Annotated in this window: 11 protein-coding genes and 5 pseudogenes; 7 read left to right on the forward strand and 9 right to left on the reverse strand. The window is 68.9% G+C overall.

Features of this window, described 5'->3' with window-relative positions:
* Position 1 precedes the first annotated feature (1 nt).
* Together AC07DO_RS37515 and AC07DO_RS37520 are read left to right on the forward strand one after the other, a co-directional pair.
* Positions 2-3,226: a non-ribosomal peptide synthetase gene (locus AC07DO_RS37515; protein ID WP_479066576.1), complete on the forward strand. Its 3,225-nt coding sequence runs from the start codon at positions 2-4 to the stop codon at positions 3,224-3,226.
* A gap of 152 nt (positions 3,227-3,378) precedes the next feature.
* A pseudogene (locus AC07DO_RS37520) lies at positions 3,379-3,800 on the forward strand (LLM class oxidoreductase); the annotation flags it as partial.
* Between the two features lie 89 nt (positions 3,801-3,889).
* On the opposite strand, the pseudogene AC07DO_RS37525 reads toward AC07DO_RS37520, so the two are convergent.
* Both AC07DO_RS37525 and AC07DO_RS37530 read right to left on the reverse strand, forming a co-directional pair.
* Positions 3,890-4,144 (reverse strand): annotated as a pseudogene (locus AC07DO_RS37525) (SRPBCC family protein); the annotation flags it as partial.
* Positions 4,138-4,315 (reverse strand): annotated as a pseudogene (locus tag AC07DO_RS37530) (plasmid stabilization protein); the annotation flags it as partial. The pseudogenes AC07DO_RS37525 and AC07DO_RS37530, both read right to left, overlap by 7 nt.
* A gap of 289 nt (positions 4,316-4,604) precedes the next feature.
* Between AC07DO_RS37530 and AC07DO_RS37535 the strand changes: the two are divergent.
* A complete protein-coding gene (locus AC07DO_RS37535) occupies positions 4,605-6,350 on the forward strand; it encodes an FAD-binding oxidoreductase (protein WP_479066578.1) in 1,746 nt (581 codons plus the stop codon).
* An 89-nt stretch (positions 6,351-6,439) separates the two neighbouring features.
* Here AC07DO_RS37535 and AC07DO_RS37540 read toward each other — a convergent pair whose 3' ends face one another.
* From AC07DO_RS37540 to AC07DO_RS37555, 4 genes are all read right to left on the reverse strand, one after another.
* Complete coding sequence (locus tag AC07DO_RS37540; RefSeq protein WP_479066580.1) at positions 6,440-6,847, reverse strand: hypothetical protein; 408 nt, start codon at positions 6,845-6,847, stop codon at positions 6,440-6,442.
* 39 nt (positions 6,848-6,886) lie between these two features.
* Positions 6,887-7,279: a hypothetical protein gene (locus AC07DO_RS37545; RefSeq protein ID WP_479066582.1), complete on the reverse strand. Its 393-nt coding sequence runs from the start codon at positions 7,277-7,279 to the stop codon at positions 6,887-6,889.
* A 595-nt stretch (positions 7,280-7,874) separates the two neighbouring features.
* Positions 7,875-8,207, reverse strand: a complete 333-nt coding sequence (locus tag AC07DO_RS37550; protein ID WP_479066584.1) for a hypothetical protein — start codon at positions 8,205-8,207, stop codon at positions 7,875-7,877.
* 884 nt (positions 8,208-9,091) lie between these two features.
* On the reverse strand, positions 9,092-9,859 hold the full coding sequence (locus AC07DO_RS37555) for a hypothetical protein (protein ID WP_479066585.1): 768 nt from the start codon (positions 9,857-9,859) through the stop codon (positions 9,092-9,094).
* Between the two features lie 229 nt (positions 9,860-10,088).
* Here AC07DO_RS37555 and AC07DO_RS37560 point away from each other — a divergent pair, with 229 nt between their 5' ends.
* Entirely contained in the window at positions 10,089-10,625 is a 537-nt protein-coding gene (locus tag AC07DO_RS37560; protein ID WP_479066587.1) for a transposase, read from the forward strand.
* Between the two features lie 194 nt (positions 10,626-10,819).
* Positions 10,820-11,242 (forward strand): annotated as a pseudogene (locus AC07DO_RS37565) (IS701 family transposase); the annotation flags it as partial.
* Between the two features lie 31 nt (positions 11,243-11,273).
* On the opposite strand, the gene AC07DO_RS37570 reads toward AC07DO_RS37565, so the two are convergent.
* Both AC07DO_RS37570 and AC07DO_RS37575 read right to left on the reverse strand, forming a co-directional pair.
* On the reverse strand, positions 11,274-12,287 hold the full coding sequence (locus AC07DO_RS37570; protein WP_479066588.1) for an NADPH:quinone reductase: 1,014 nt from the start codon (positions 12,285-12,287) through the stop codon (positions 11,274-11,276).
* Positions 12,288-12,637: 350 nt separating this feature from the next.
* On the reverse strand, positions 12,638-12,964 hold the full coding sequence (locus AC07DO_RS37575) for an ArsR/SmtB family transcription factor (RefSeq protein WP_479066589.1): 327 nt from the start codon (positions 12,962-12,964) through the stop codon (positions 12,638-12,640).
* 150 nt (positions 12,965-13,114) lie between these two features.
* Between AC07DO_RS37575 and AC07DO_RS37580 the strand changes: the two genes are divergently transcribed.
* Together AC07DO_RS37580 and AC07DO_RS37585 are read left to right on the forward strand one after the other, a co-directional pair.
* Positions 13,115-14,299, forward strand: coding sequence for an MFS transporter (locus tag AC07DO_RS37580; protein ID WP_479066592.1), 1,185 nt, complete (start codon positions 13,115-13,117; stop codon positions 14,297-14,299).
* 100 nt (positions 14,300-14,399) lie between these two features.
* Positions 14,400-14,679, forward strand: a pseudogene (locus tag AC07DO_RS37585) (IS5/IS1182 family transposase); the annotation flags it as partial.
* Positions 14,680-15,297: 618 nt separating this feature from the next.
* Here AC07DO_RS37585 and AC07DO_RS37590 read toward each other — a convergent pair.
* Complete coding sequence (locus AC07DO_RS37590) at positions 15,298-15,441, reverse strand: hypothetical protein (RefSeq protein ID WP_479066594.1); 144 nt, start codon at positions 15,439-15,441, stop codon at positions 15,298-15,300.
* Between the last annotated feature and the right edge of the window lie 139 nt (positions 15,442-15,580).

The following is a 15,580-nucleotide window of genomic DNA, read 5'->3' on the forward strand; positions in this document are numbered from 1 at the left end:
GATGACCGAGTCACCCACCACTGCGCAGGCCACGCACCCGACCGGAGCACCCATGGGCAACCGACAGACCGAGAGGCTCTCCCTCCTGCAGGAGCAGATCTGGATTGCCGAACAACTCGCCCCGGGCCGCAGTGTCTACGGAATACCCATGGTGATCCGACTGCGTGGCACGTTGGACACGGACCTCGCCGCGCGCTGCGTCAGCGAGATCGTGCGCCGGCACGAGGTGCTGCGCTCCCGGGTGGGCGAGGAAAACGGTGAGCTCTACCTCGTCACAGATCCGCCGCAGCCCTTCGCGCTGCCTGTGTTCGACTTCCGCTCCCGGCCCGACGAGTGGCGTGAGTTCGTCGAGACCGCCGCTCGCGAGCCCTTCGACCTCGTAAACGGCCCGCTGCTGCGGGCTGCTGCGCTACGTCTTGAGGATGACGCCTACGCGCTGTTCCTCAACATGCACCACATCGTCGCGGACGGCTGGTCGCTGCGTCTGTTCTGGACCGAGTTCGCCGCGCTCTACACCGCATGGCACGCGGGCGATGAGCCCGATCTGCCCGACCTCACCCTGCAGTACCGCGACTTCGCGGCCGAACAGCGGCGCCTCACCGAGGACGGCGGGTACGACGACGCGCTCGACGCGTGGGCCCGGGAACTGACCGGTGCGACGACGACCCTCGCACTGTCGGTCGACCACAGCTCAGGAGCGTCCCGGGAGTACCGAGGGGACGAGTTCACGACCCTGGTGCCAGAGCGGCTTCGGGCCGATGCCTACGCCTGCGCCAAGCGGCTCGGGGTCACGCCCTTCGCGATGCTCGGCGGTGTCTGGGGCGTGCTGCTGGCCCGCTGCACCCGTCAGGACGATCTGCTGATCGGAACGCCTCTGGCCGGCCGGACCCGGCCCGAGTACCAGTCGCTCATCGGGCTGTTCGCCAACACCATGCCATTGCGACTGCGGTTGGACACGGACGTGCCCTTCGCCTCGCTGGTCCGCGAACTCCAGCTGAGTACGTTCGACGCGCTCTCCTCGCAAGACGCGCCGTTCACCGAGCTCGTCAAACGGGTCGACGCCCAACGCACCTCGCAGGAGACCCCGCTCTTCCAGACGGCGTACTCCTTCGAGCAGTCCACGGAGTTCGAGGCCACGCTGCCGGGCTGCGCGGTGACAGAGCTGTACGAGTTGTCCAACGGCGGGGCCCGGCTCCGTCTCGGTCTCGGCGCCGTGGACGCGCTGGGGGAGCTGAGCCTTCAGTTCGAATACGACAGGGAGCTGTTCGACCCGGGCACCATCGAGGCCATGGCCGAGAGCTACCTGGCGCTGCTCGGCGAGGCCGCGTCCCACCCCGAGTCCCCGCTGGGAGCCCTTCGCACCTCAACCGACGCCGAGCCCGACCGGGAGCTGACCGGGCGGCCCGTCCCGGGGGACGAGCCGGACACCCTGCACGCGCTGTTCGAGCGACGGGTCCGACAGAGCCCGGATGCGCCGGCGATCGAGCGCGAAGACGGTACGCAGGTCACTTACGCACAGCTCAACAGCCAGGCCAACCGGCTCGCGCGGCACCTGCGTCAGCTGGGTCTTCGCACCGGCGAGCGGGTGGCGCTCGCCTTGCCCCACGGCTCCTCCTGGCCGTCCGCCGTCCTCGCCGTGCTGAAGGCGGGCGGGGCCTACGTCCCGATGGCTCCGGACGCACCCGCCGGCCGCAAGGCCCACGTCCTCGCCGAGACCGCGCCCCGCTTGCTGCTCACGGTCGTGGACCTCGCCAAGGACTTTGCCGAGGACTTCGCCGGGGCCCACCAGGTGCTCGCCCTCGACGATCCGGCGGTTGTTTCCTCGATCGAGGCCCAGACCGGCGAAGATCTCGCGGACATGGCTGTGTCAGCCCGCCAGGTCGCGTACGTCCCGTTCACCTCCGGCTCGACGGGAGTGCCCAAGGGCACCCTCGTCACCCATGTCAACCTGACTGCGTTCACCCGTGCCGCGGCGGACACATTCGAGCTGGGCCCGGACGACAGGATGCTGCAGCTCGCCGCGATGACCTTCGACGTACATGTCGAGGAGTTCTTCCCCACCTGGCTGGCCGGTGGCTGCGTCGTCTTCTTCGACGGCATGCTCGGCCGGACCGGCCCGGAGGCACTGCTGCACCTCCTCGGAGAGCGCGAGATCACCATATGTGAGCTCCCCACCGCCTACTGGATCGAAGTAGTGCGCCTGATCGACCCGGCTGTCGTCCCCATTCCGCACACCTTGCGGCGCGTGCTGGTCGGCGGCGAACGCGCGCCTGTCGAGGTCTACCAGCGCTGGTTGGACTTCGGGATTCCGCTCACCAACGTCTATGGGCTCACCGAAACGGCGGTGACCAGCACGACCTACCGGCCTGGGCCCGACTTCGACCGTGAGGCGCTGCCGATCGGACGACCCATGCCGCACGCCGCCGTCTACGTGCTCGACGCGTTGCTCGCACCGGTGGGACGCGGCGTGCCAGGGGAGATCTACCTGGCCGGCCCCGGCGTCTGTGACGGCTTTCTCAACCGGCCCGAGCAGACCGCCGAGCGCTTCGTGGCGGACCCGTTTTCGGCCGAGCCGGGCGCACTCATGTATCGCACCGGCGACCAGGGCCGCTGGAACACCGAAGGTGACCTCGAATTCCTCGGCCGCGTGGACCGCCAGCTCAAACTGCGCGGCCATCGCGTCGAGCTCGCCGAGATCGAATCGGTACTCGACGGCCATCCGGACGTGGCGAGCAGCCTGGTCGTGCCTCGGCGCACCGAGGCCGACCCAGCGGCCGAGCTCGAGCTGATCGCGTTCCTGATCGGTGCGCACGCCGACGAGGCAACAGTCGCGGCGTACGTTCGCACCCAGCTTCCCCCACACCTGGTCCCGGCCCACATCTCGGTGGTCGAACGGTTCCCGCTCACCTCGCACGGCAAGGTCGACCAGACAGCCCTGCTCGCGCTGCAGAGCCGCGAGCCTGACGTCTCCGAAGAAGCGCAGGCCAGCGAGCTCGAACTCAAGATCGCGGAGGTCTACTGTGCGGTGCTCAAGGTGCCGACGATCGACCTGCGGACGGACATCTTCGCGCTGGGTTTCCACTCCCTGGCCGCGCTGCGGCTCGTCTCCCGCCTCAAGAGTGCGTTCACGGTGCAAGTCCCGATCGCCGAGTTCTTCGAGGACTCCTCGGTCACCAACGCGGCCCGACTGATCGTGGCGGCGGGGGTGGACCAACCAGTCGGCTGACTGCGCGCCGAGCTGGGGGAGCTGTGACACTCTGCGCGCCGCGTGGGCGGGCGGGCCTCGGTGACGGTGGTGTGGCCTCGATGGATGTGTGCGTTATGCCCGTATGCCAACGGGTGCCTCTATGCGGGCAAAAGGGCCCACAGACAACAGGGGGGGACGGCCTGTTCGCCACGGAGGACAAGCCCGAGATCGTCCGGCAGTACCGGGAGGCCGGAGGTGCCGGTCCGCGGTACGCGGAGGTGCCGATGGCTTGGGCGCCCGACGAGCACACCGGGGCCAGGGCAGCCCTGGAGACATCGCGATGGGCCCTGACCGGCTGGAAGGTCATGAGCGTGCTGCCCAACCCGGTCAACTTCGACGCCGCGACCACGACCGTGCGCGCGAGGAGGACATCCTGGAGAAGTTCACCTGCGGCACGGACCCCACGCGGTTCGTCGAGGTGGCGCAGAAGTTCGTGGACGCGGGATTCGACAGGCTGGTCATGCAGAACGCCGGCCCCGACCCGGACGGATTCATCGACTTCTACCAGCGTGAGCTCGACGGCCGGATGCGGCAGTTGCGGCCGAGCGACGGACAGGGCCGAAGCCGGGGCCGAGGGGGTGCGGGGGTGTGGGGCCGCACAGGGACGCACCGACCGCGCCGACCTCGGCGTCGTCAGCCTGCCTCTTCACCCGGGTCGTGCCCCTCCTCGAAGAACGACAGGTGCACCGTGACCTCACTGGTCCCGCTGTCCAGGCCGGCGACCTGGAGCCAGCCGGTGTAGCCGCCCTGCTCGCGGGTGCCCCATTCGAGCCGCAGCTGGTCGCGGCGGGCCCGCAGCTGGGCGGAGACGTCCTGGCCGGTGCGGTTTTCGTGCGCGGTGACGGCGGGTGGTTCCCCGGCGTCCACGTGCAGGTCCTGCGGCAGCCAGGCTTCGTCGGCCCCTGGGAGCCGCTGTGCGAGCGCTCGCCGCCGCGCTGGGGGGGACTTCTTGTCCTGGGTGGACGTCTTGCTCGCGGTCGTCGACTCGCCGGAGCGGGCCCGTTCCTTGTTCACGGTGCGCGCGGCGATCTCCTTCCAGACCGGATGGGCTGCTCGACCGCCGGACAAGTTGGTCGGCCCGGAGTCCCGGCGGGGCGTGGGTGCGGACGGGGCGCCGGCGCACGAGTCGGCCCGCGTCACACTCGCCGACGGGCGTCCCGCGAAGGCGGGTGAGCAGCCGTTCGGCCGCGCATAGTTGCACATGTTGCAATCAACCATGGCGTGACCGGCAGTTCGGACAGTTTTCTCAATGAAGCTATTGCGTCACCCCTGTCCCGCTGGGCTACTGTCGTGATCGATCATCGTTCGATGCATCTTCAACTTCCTTTGGTGCCAGACCCGTTGGTGGAGTGTGACCATGAGAAGGACAAACAAGACAACCGACTCGAGTGCGGCGAATCAGGGCGGAGCGTTAGGTCGAAGATCCCTTCTCGCCGGCGCCGCCGCAGTCGCCGGCGGAGCGGCCCTGACCACCGCCCCGTCCGCGGCCGCCCAGAGCTCCGCGCACCCCGGGGGAGTGGCCGCGACCACCGTCGCCACCGGGCCGCAGACCACCGTCGGCACGCCCGACTACATCACCGTCGCCCCGGGTGACGCCCGCTTTCCCGACCTGGTCCGCGGCATCAACCAGCGCTGGGTCGCCAAGCCCGACTACGTCCGCCTGGTCACCACCACCGCCCAGGCCGTGCGGGCCGTCCAGGACGCGGTGGCGGCCGGCAAGCGGCTGACGGTCCGCAGTGGTGGCCACTGCTACGAGGACTTCGTCTTCAACAAGGACGTCCAGGTCGTCATCGACATGTCCGGGATGACGCAGGTCTACTACGACAGCGCCAAGAACGCCTTCGCGGTCGAGGGCGGTGCCTCCAACCTCCAGATCTACGAGACGCTCTACAAGCTGTACGGCGTCACGCTCCCGGCGGGCTCCTGCGCCTCCGTCGGCGCGGGCGGCCACATATCCGGCGGCGGCTACGGCCTGCTCTCCCGCCTGCACGGCCTGACCGTCGACCACCTCTACGGTGTCGAGGTCGTCACGGTGGACAAGAACGGCACGGCCAAGGCCGTCGTCGCGACCCGCGACTCCACTGACGCCGCGCTCAAGGACCTGTGGTGGGCCCACACCGGCGGCGGTGGCGGCAACTTCGGCCTCATCACCCGCTACTGGCTGCGCACGCCCGGCGCCACCGGCAGCGACCCGTCCAAGCTGCTGCCGAAGCCTCCCTCCGAGGTCTTCGTGCACGCCACGGCCTTCCCCTGGAAGGACATGACCGAGGCGTCCTTCACCCGGCTCCTGCAGAACTGGGGCACCTGGCACGAGCAGAACAGCGCGCCGGACTCCAAGTACAACTCGCTGTTCGGCCTGCTGAAGCTGAACCAGCGCGCCAACCCCGAACGGTCGGAGATCGTCCTCCTCACGCAGATGGACGCCACCGTCCCCGACGCGCAGGCCCTCCTGGACGACTACCTGGCCGCGGTCTCCGCGGGCGTGGGCGTCACCCGCCGGGCCATGACTCAGCGGTCCGGCGAACACGCGGCCATGCCGCAGTTCGCCAAGCCGCGCGCGCTGCCCTGGTACATCGCCACGGACTACCTCAGCGGCGGCAACCCCACGCTGTACGGCAAGTACAAGTCGGCGTACGCGCGCAAGGGCTTCTCCGTCACCCAGATCAAGGCGATGTACAAGCACCTGACGCGCTCCGACTACAGCAACGGCGACGCGCTGCTCCAGGTCGACTCGTACGGCGGTCGCATCAACAGCGTCAAACCCGGTGACACCGCGGTGCCGCAGCGCGACTCGGTGCTCAAGCTGCAGTACCAGACGTACTGGACCGACCCGGCCGACGAGGCCAGGCACCTGGCCTGGATCCGAGACTTCTACAAGGACGTGTACGCGGAGACCGGCGGCGTCCCGGTGCCGAACGACATCAACGACGGCTGCTACGTGAACTACCCCGACAAGGACCTCGGCGACGCCGCCTGGAACACCTCGTCGACCGCCTGGAACAGCCTCTACTACAAGGGCAACTACGCCCGCCTGCAGAAGGCGAAGGCGGCCTGGGACCCGAAGGACATCTTCCGGCACGCCCAGTCGGTGCGCCTGCCGTAACCCCGCACACGCACCCGTGACCACCGCTCCTTGCCGGGAGCGGTGGTCACGGTCGGTCCGGGCGCTTCCGCAGGGCGACGGTGCCCACATCACGGGGCGGCATCACCTCCACCATCGTGCCCGAAGGAATCGACAGCGCGCCGGGCCGGATCCCGGGGCCACGGGGGCGCGGCTCGCAAGGTGGCGAGCCAGTCCTGGAGTTCCCGGTGGCGGAACTGGTAGGCGGTGCCGGCAACGCGCAGCAGGCCGGCTTCGGTCGCCCAGTGCAGGAACCGGCGTAGACGCCAAGGCAGGGCCTGGCGACCGCGGCGGGTACACACCAGAAGAGCGATATAGCGAGTCCCCGTCCCACCGAGCCCGCACAGCAGCCCCATCGCGACGCCGGCCAGGACCCCGAATGCGGGCCGCACCATGGCCCCGTACAGGACACCGACCGGGAGCCCGAACAAGAGCGCGGCGATGAGTTCGGCACGGACGACGGTGTGCGGCGAGTCCATGATGTCGAGCGTTCCCGCACGTAGTCACCCGTGACAGCATCACGCTGCTCGTAGGTGGTCACGGCCAGGGTCAGCCTCCAGAGTGCACAGCGCCCGCACCAGCGTCGCGGACGGCGCCCGGTCGAGGGCGTCCAACAGGCACTCCCAGCGCGTCATGTCGGCCACACGTCCGTGCACAAACTGACGGACCTGGGCAGGGCTGACCTGGGTGATCTCGATCCGGGCGGCGTCCTGAGCCCACACCTGGACGGCTTCCAACGCTTCGTACTGCTCGCTGCGGCAGGTCAGCACCATATTGGCCTTCGCGCGGCCTTGCTGGAAGGCGTTGAGCATGGACAGCGCCTGCCGGGCCGGGGAGCCGTATCCGGGAGCATCCTCGGCGGCCATCTCATCCAGCCCGTCCAGTACCGGAAGGGTGAGCCCGGCATCCATCAACGCGGCGGCGGTCGTGAAGGAGATCCCTGCGTAGGTGTCGACCAGGTGTCCGCATACCCACGCTCGTACGGCGTGGGCTCCCGCGCCCGGATCACGGTTCGCGGCTACGCGCCCGACGCCGACGGCTGGGGCAGGCAACGTGGACCAGGAGGTCAGTGGCAGCCGTACCGGAACGGGGTCCTCGGGCTTGCGGTTCTCCAGCAGGGCAAGAACGAGCAGCTGTGCCCGTGCGCGGCTCTCGGCCTGGGAACACCGCTCGAGCCAGCAGGCCCGCCGTCACCACCGCGTCACGTTCCTGGTGACGCAGCGCCCGCCAGGACATCCCCCCCGACCAGCCGGAGACGATGAGCCCCGCCAAGCCGATACATGCCCCCACCGGATCCACATCGCTCCGTGTCACCGCCGGCAGGCCCCACACCGCCACCACGCCCAGCGCAACCGCGCACACGAGCACCCGTAACCATGCGCCTCCTCTTTGCATGCCCATGACCTAAGAGCATGCAACGGGTGGGAAGCGAAAGCGGGCAGGTCCGGGAGACGCGCGGAGCAAGGGTGAGGAGCATGCGAGGCCCGTTCCGCAGTTCCGTGAGGCTCAGTGGTCGGGAGACATGAGGTCAGTCCGCTGCGCGTAGGTTTCCAGCGGCTCCGCCGATGCCCACCAAGACCTGTAGTAGTCCCGGAAGGAGTTGACGGCTTCAGCCGTCTCCAGGCTGTGTCCGCTCATGAAAGATCCATCCGCGGTCAGGAGCAACAGGACCGCGGTGTCATCAATGATCGCCATATTGACGGCGTCGACACCGCTGTTGATGGTCACCACGCGGGCGTGGTAGTTGGCAAGACCGTGCATCTCCTCGTAGTGCTCTCGCAGCCATTGTGCGGCCTGGGAATGAAAGTTTGGCGGCGGCGTGTTGCGCACGTAGCTCATGTAGACATGTCGCTCGGCGGTGCGTGAACGACAGAAAGAATTCGTCGCTGGTGCGGTAGTGCGTGGAAGCAGTAGGGGCCTGACGATCACGGATCTCGATAACGACTGATAGCAGGACATAGAGTGCGGCATAGATGAGGGGTATCTGCCACTTCACGTCCCACGCGAAGAGGTTCGCGACGATCGACCCGCCGACCACGAACAGGAGAGCAAGCAGCAACAACTTCTGCTCAACGGATTGCAGATTGACCACCCGTCGCACCTGCTCCACCCCCAGCGCGTGAGTGCACCGTGCCTGCGGGCAGGCAGGTGGCGCTTCGTGTCTACCCCTCAAGCCGATTCAGGATGCGGGTCCGGAGGAGACGTCGACAAGGACGGCGCCGTGGGTGCAGCCCTTGCGGACGAGGTCAGCCCGCCGCCAACGTTCACGGCGCCGCGACGCCGCGGGCGTGACCGCTGTACGCCGCGGGGTGGGCGAGGACCGCCAGAGACCCCCCGGGTGGGGGCGTTTTCATCCCGGTTTTAGCGATTCCGTCACTGAGCCGCGCTGTCGGCGGCGTGAGCGAGTTGGTGTCCGTTCTCACTGAAGTCAGCTGGCGTCTCATCCGATCCAGTCGCTTCGTAGGGCCCCAGGGCGAGCTCGGTCTGGTTGGCGATGAGCTTCGGCTCGCACCCGTTGACACGGCTGCGGACCACCCCTGCTGGGGCGAGTCTGTCGTTCGTGTTCGCCAGGATCAGCTCGCGCTGGCGCTCCGAGGGCACGGATAGCGTCCCGGGTCATAGTCGGCCCCGGGCCGTGACTCCGGATGTTCCCCGCTACCTATTCGCCGACGGGGTTTTCCCGTCGTGGTCGGCCGATGTTTCCCCGGCGCCTTCGGCAAGGTCTACGGGTCTTCGCGGGGTGGGGCCAGTTCTTTGAGTTCGGTGGGGGTTTCCAAGCCTTCGAGGGGGTGCCACGTGTTGCCGGCCTGGGCTGTGAGCACGATCAGGGCCGCCACGAAGGCGAGCGAGGCCAGCACGAAGGAGCCCTGGAGGGCGTAGGGGTCGCTGGGGTCGGTGCGGCGCAGTATGAAGAAGGCGTGCACGGCGGGGGCTGCCGCGCCGAGGCCGTAGCACCAGAGGGCCAAGTTGTTGATCGCAGTGCCCAAGTGGCGGCGGGTGGCGGGGGCGTGGGCGAAGAGGTCGTTCAGGTGACTGCGGACGGCCGTCTGGAAGGCGGGGTCGCGGCCGATGTCGCCGACGCGCGGGCGGTCGTGGACGGTCTGGTACCGGCTGATGGCGCGAAACGCTGCCGCGGTGACCGGGTGGGATGGCTCAGCCGCAGTCTCCGCCAGCTTCATGCCGTGCCTGTCGAGCAGCCTGTCCTCACTCATCAGACGGACGGCCACCGAGGCCGCACGAGAGGAGTTCAGCAGCATTCTGCCGGCCTGGTGGTCGGTCGAGCACAACGGTTCGGAGGTGCTCAGCAGGTCCGCGTGGTACGCGTCGAGCCCCGGCCAAGCCCGCACCTGCCGGACCATCCGAGCTTCCACCGACCGCCTCCACGGCCGGGTCGCCAGACCCAGCACGATATTCACACTGGCCAGTGAAACCAGGCAGGTCATCAGCATCTCCATGGGCACGACGATCGATGACACGATGTGCAGCCGCAAGACCCGGGTTCCGACCGGCACTCCAACTGGGGCTGCACTCGAACTACGTCGAATGAGAAGTCGCCTGGATTCGGTGAGAACGGTCAGTTGGCCGAGGTGCAGGGCGTGCGCGTCCTGATCATCTGTCTCCACGCAGTTGGCGCGAGTCTCACCGAACCTGGTCATTACCTTCCTCCGGGACCAGCTGCGGCGTTACATCCCCACGGGCAAGGGCCGCTGCCCGTTCCCTGTGACGCTGATCGTCGACTCCCAGTCGGTGCAGGCGGCCTCCACCGTCGGCCGGGACAGCCGCGGCTATGACGCGGGCAAGAAAATCAACGGGCGCAAAAGACATCTCGTGGCCGACACGCTGGGCCTGCCCGTCATGATCACGGTGACGGCCGGGGATGTCCGCGATGAGATCATCGCCCGCGACCTGCTTTGGCGCTTGCGGCTCACCCACCCTCGGATCACCCAGGTCTGGGCGTTTTCCGCTTACGCCCGTGACCTGCTGCCCGCCTGGACCGCGGACCACCTGTGGTTGTCGCCCCAGCCCGTACTGCGGCCCAGGGGAACCCGCGGTTTCGTCGTGCTGCCCCGACGCTGGAAAGTCGAGCGCTCACTCGGCTGGATCATGAACGCCCGCCGCAACTGCCGCGACTACGAGCGGCTTCCCCAGCATGCCGAAGCCCATCTGAACCAGGCATTCATCACTCTCATGACCCGGCGTCTGACCCTTAAGGGTCCCCGCACCGACTGGACGAAGAACCCTCGGACCGGGCCGTAACAACACGCGTACCTCTTGGTCCGGCAGCCGGGCTCGCCTTCACCCCTTGCAGGGCTCGGCTCCGGAAGCTGGTTGTCGTGCGGGGTGGGTGCGTTGGGGTCGAGGACGTAGCTGGTGTCGGCCTCGTACAGAAACGGCGCGTCGTCCGATAGTTCGTCAAGGCGTCGTCTGTCGACCGGCCTGAAGCCTGTCCCGGTGTGGGTCCCACCCGACCCTGCTACCGCACCCGGCCGCAGCCCCTGTCCGCCCTGGTCGATGTCGGCACCCCGCTCCAGGAGGTGACCTGGCGTCGGGGCAGCAGGGGCCGATGACCTCGCTTTTCGCGGTGCTGCGGGTGCGGCCTGCCGGCGAAGTCGTCCGGCGCACCGCGCAGGCGCTGGCCGGCGGACGCAGTTGGTGGGACGGCGTGCTGCCGCTACGGACCCTGCCGGTCGCACAGGACGAGGGTGAGGCGGCGCCGACCGGTTACTGGATGAGTAACCTGCCCGCCACCACCCACCCCGGTCGCGGACCTGGTGCGGTTCGCGAGGATGCGCTGGTGTATCGAGCACGACCGTCGCGAACTCAAGCACGGCCCGGGCCTGGACCACTTCGAGGGACGGACCTGGGATACGTGGCTCCGGGGAACAGGCGGGGCCGTTCCCGCGGTCACGGGATGTCGAGCAGGACCTTTCCGACCAGGCCCCGCTCGAGTGCGGTGTGGGCATCGGAGATGTGCTCCAGCGGGAAGCGGTGCAGTGGCATTCCGGCGTCCTCGCCCACGCGCAGGGCGCGTGCGTCCACGGCCGCGGCGACGTCGATGAGTGCCTGCTGCTTCGCGGCGGGCGGCACGGTGTAGACGTAGACGCTCTGCCAGCGCAGGTTCGCCGCCAGTGAGGAGAGCACCGGGACGGAGAGCTGTTCGTCTTCGCTGCCGGAGTAGTAGGCCATCACGGCGCCCGGGGCGGTCACCGCCATATCGAGAGCGGCGTTGGTGCCGGGTGCGACTTCCACCACGATGTCGACGCCCTCGGGAGCGAGGGCGCGGATCTCTGCGGTCGCATCCTGTGCGCGGTAGTCGACCACGTGGTGGGCGCCGGCCGCGTGTGCCAGCGCGGCTTTGGCCGGGCTGCTGACCGTGGTGATCACGAGGGCTCCACCCCAGCGGGCGAGCTGGATGGCCGCGTTGCCGACCACGCCGGCGCCACCCGCCACCAGGACGGTCGTGCCTCGCAGAGTGCCGGGCGCGATCTGCCCCGGTCCGCCGTCGTGCACGGTCAGTGCGCGATGGGCGGTCAGGGCCGGGATGCCCAGGGCGGCGCCGAGTTCGAACGAAGCATGGTCGGGCAGCGCGACGGCGTGCCGGTCGGCCACGAGCGTGTACTGCTGTGCCGTTCCCCAGGGCCGCTTCCACGCGGCCTCCCAGATCCACACCCGCTGTCCGACTCGTGCCGGATCGACCTGCGAACCGACGGCATCGATCACCCCCGCGCCGTCCTGGTGGGGCACCTGCTCGTCCATGCCCGGAGGCAGCGCGCGTTGGCGGCTTCGCCAGTCGGTCGGGTTGACGCCCGAGACGTGCACACGGACCCGTACCTCCCCGGGACCGGGCTCGGGAACCGGACGATCGACCAACTGGAGGACCTCGGGCCCGCCGGCAGCCGTCCGAACGACGGACTTCATCTCTCACCCATCCTTAGTTCCTTCCCGGACGCCCGCCGTCCGGGGAAAACGCCTCGGGGCAGGGAGATCCCCTGAACCCCCTCGCGGAGCGGGCTGCCACGGAAGTCCCGCGAGCCCTGCGGGGCCTCGGCACTGCGGGAGAGACCCGCGGCCCGCCCAGCGACGAATGCGTACCGGTCACTCGCACCGACCGGTACCCCTCGAGACCCGCAGCCGCCCGCACCGGGTGGCAACGGGAACCGATGACGGCCCTGACCAGGGGATCCGCCAGGCGGCGTCACGAGATGCACCGACTCGCATGCCCCATCACGACCGGCCCTGATGCGCTGCCGCGTCAGGTCCCAGAACCGTCAGCCCTCTCGTGCCATCGCCGCCATCAACGCGTCCAGCAGACCCGGTGCCGCTTCCTGGAGGGCGCTGCGGCGCAGGCGGTGCCCGCGCGAAGGGCCGACCATGACCGGGTGAAGGACGCCCGCCTCGACCAGGATCTTGAAGTGGTGGGTCGCTGTGGACTTGTTCAGGCCCTCGTAGAGGTCCGAGCAGGGGGCTTCGGCGGCGGGGTCCACGGCCAGTCGGCGGACCATTTCCAGACGTACGGGATCCGCGAGTGCGCGCAGCAGTTTCTGGACCGGGGCGACGGGTGGCAGCTGGTCGGAGGGGATCTCCCAGGGTGGCATCAGACAACTCCAAGTTTGACGTACATCATACTTCTCCCTAGCATCCACGAAGTACGACACGCATCATACTTCCCAGGAGTCCTTGTGCCGGCACTCTCCCCGGGGCGACGTCCCCAGCCATGGAGCTATGCGACCCTCCTCGTTCTTCTCATGCTCGGGCAGGCGACGTCCGCCATCCCCTCACCGCTCTACTCCCTGTACGCCGAGGAGTGGGACTATCCGCCCTTCCTCACCACCATCATCTTCGCCGCGTACGGGGCTGTCGCGGTCGTCGCGATCCTCGTCTCCGGACCCCTGTCCGACCGGTACGGCCGTCGGCCCGTGCTTCTCGTCGCGGTCCTGCTGCTGCTCGCCGGGCTGGCCGTCTTCCTCTCCGCTGCGGGCCCCGGACGTCTCGTCGTGGCGCGGATGCTCAACGGTCTGGGGATCGGTGCGATCGTCGTCGCCGGCGGGGCCGCTCTGCTGGACGTGAGTCCCGAGCGGGCGGCCCGCAGCGGGACCCTCACCGCCATCGCGTTCAACGTCGGCATCGCCGCCGCCGCGCTCGGTACCGCGGGCCTCGCCCAGACAGGCTTCCATCCCCTGCTCCTGCCCTACCTCGCTGATGCGTTCATCGCCCTCGCCCTGTTCGTGCTCCTCCTGGTGATGCGGGAGCCGCACCCCTCGGTCGGGGCCGCGCCTCTGGGAATCCCTCGCCCGCACGTGCCAAAGGAGATCCGTGGACGCTTCGTCTTCGCCGTGATCGGCGCCGGTGCCGCCTGGGCCGTGCTCGGGGTCTGCTTCTCGCTGGAACCCGCGATCGCCGCCCATGCGGCGCATGTTGACGGGCCGTTCTTCGGCGGCGTCGTCATTGCGGCCGTGACCCTGGCCGCCGCCTGCGCCCAGGTCGTCAGCGCGCGTTACCCGGCCCGCACGGTCGCGCTCGTCGGCGACACGGCGCTCGCCGTGCTCATGTTGGCCGGGGTGGCCGGCTTCGCGACCGGCAACGCCGGCGTCATCATCGTCACCGTCGCACTCCAGGGCGGCGCCTACGGGCTCGCCTTCGGCGGCTCCCTGCGCCACCTGACCGCTCACATTCCCGCCGAGCGGCGCGGAGCTGTCATGTCCATGTTCTACCTGCTCGCGTACGGCGCGCTCATCACGCCCACGCTCCTCGTAGGCATCGGCGCCACGGTCTGGAGCGACACCACGATCTTCCCTGTCTTCTCCGTGCTCGCCGCCCTTCTCTGCGTCTCCGCCGTGGCCGTCGAGCGCGTACTGGGGCGTCGGGGAGGACGGCCTGCGGTGACGCCGGCGTCGACGGCCGAGGCGCCCCGGATGAGCGAGGTCGACTGACCGGTGACCTCGAAGCTGCCCGGCGCGCGGCGCCGGGCAGCTTGCGAAGCACGTCGTCGGGCAGGTGGCTCCAGGGCGTGGCGGACGAGTGTCGGAGAATCTGCGGGCCGTCCAGACCGACGTCGATGCCGAGGGCCTGATCGACCGGAGCATGGTCAGCGTCTATTCCACGACCTGCCACGCTCGCCAGCACGTAGCGGGCACCTCTACCTGCGCCCCAAAGATCCCGGGCCGACGCAGGAGCCCACCACGTCACCGCTCTGATGAGGCTCTGAGGCCCGCGAGGCGGGCTCACAAGCAAGACCCGCCTCGCCGGAGAAGGTGGGCGCCGCCCGCTCGGGTTGGTCATCATGCCCGGCCAGTGGGGGCGCGGTCGGCAAGACCGCCGAGCTGCCGTCGAGACGATCTTCGACATCCTCACACGCGGCTGGGAACCGCCCAGCAAGCTGCCCGCCCCATAGCCCCTCCCATGTGTATCGGCCGCAGCCACCCCTCAGCCCGGCAGTGAGAACTGACATTCCCCGAGGAGGAAGCGGCTCTTTTCGATCGCAACTGGGCTGTCCGGCCCGCTGGTTCAGGACGAGATTGGATCATCGGGAACTGCACACTTGGGCCATGATCATTGTTTTCTTCTTGAACGCGATTCTCGCCGTGGGTGGTGCCTTCTACGCGGTAGTCGCCGCCCTACGCCCTTCGGTGCTCGTCACATAAGGCGGCGACGGCGTCGGCCTTGTCTTCTACGCGCGGATGTATGCGGCGAAGGCTGTTCCGCTCTGCGGCTCGCCGCCGTCCTTCCGTTTCTCGCCACGGGCGTTAGTCCCGGCCTGTGCTTGTCGGGTGCGGCCCTCTCCCAGGCGATGGACGCGACGATCGGGCTCGGGCGGCGCGAGCCACGCCAAGTCGTCGGGAGCACCGTCGCGGTGGCCGTCCATGTTTTCGTCGCCGTCATGATCTGGTGACGAGCGCGACCGGGCTCGCAGGTGTCGGCACGTTTTCCCCTACTCACGCACGCGGCGCCGGGCAAGGAGTGTGGTGCCGGCGATGACGCAGCCGATGGCCAGGACTTTGGCGGCTCCGTAGTACTGGTACCAGTCGCCGGTGGTCGTACGGCCACCCCACACCAGCCAGAGTAGAAGTCCCACTCCGATCGCCACCAGGACCACCCCACCCGGCAGGCCGAGCCCGGCCCACCAGGGCGCGTCCCCGGCCGGGGAAGTGTCTGCATCTCGGCCCTGTCCGCGGCTCTTCACCGAGGCTCCCCTCCTCCGAACATCAACTTCT

Source organism: Streptomyces sp. NPDC045678 (genome assembly GCF_056432085.1).

Excerpts from the sequence above, each read along its gene's own strand:
- AC07DO_RS37575 (WP_479066589.1), bottom strand. The coding sequence starts at position 12,964 with ATGCCACCCTGGGAGATCCCCTCCGACCAGCTGCCACCCGTCGCCCCG.
- AC07DO_RS37570 (WP_479066588.1), bottom strand. The coding sequence starts at position 12,287 with ATGAAGTCCGTCGTTCGGACGGCTGCCGGCGGGCCCGAGGTCCTCCAG.
- AC07DO_RS37545 (WP_479066582.1), bottom strand. The coding sequence starts at position 7,279 with ATGGATGCCGGGCTCACCCTTCCGGTACTGGACGGGCTGGATGAGATG.
- AC07DO_RS37550 (WP_479066584.1), bottom strand. The coding sequence starts at position 8,207 with ATGAGCTACGTGCGCAACACGCCGCCGCCAAACTTTCATTCCCAGGCC.
- AC07DO_RS37535 (WP_479066578.1), top strand. The coding sequence starts at position 4,605 with ATGAGAAGGACAAACAAGACAACCGACTCGAGTGCGGCGAATCAGGGC.
- AC07DO_RS37540 (WP_479066580.1), bottom strand. The coding sequence starts at position 6,847 with ATGGACTCGCCGCACACCGTCGTCCGTGCCGAACTCATCGCCGCGCTC.
- AC07DO_RS37580 (WP_479066592.1), top strand. The coding sequence starts at position 13,115 with ATGCTCGGGCAGGCGACGTCCGCCATCCCCTCACCGCTCTACTCCCTG.
- AC07DO_RS37515 (WP_479066576.1), top strand. The coding sequence starts at position 2 with ATGACCGAGTCACCCACCACTGCGCAGGCCACGCACCCGACCGGAGCA.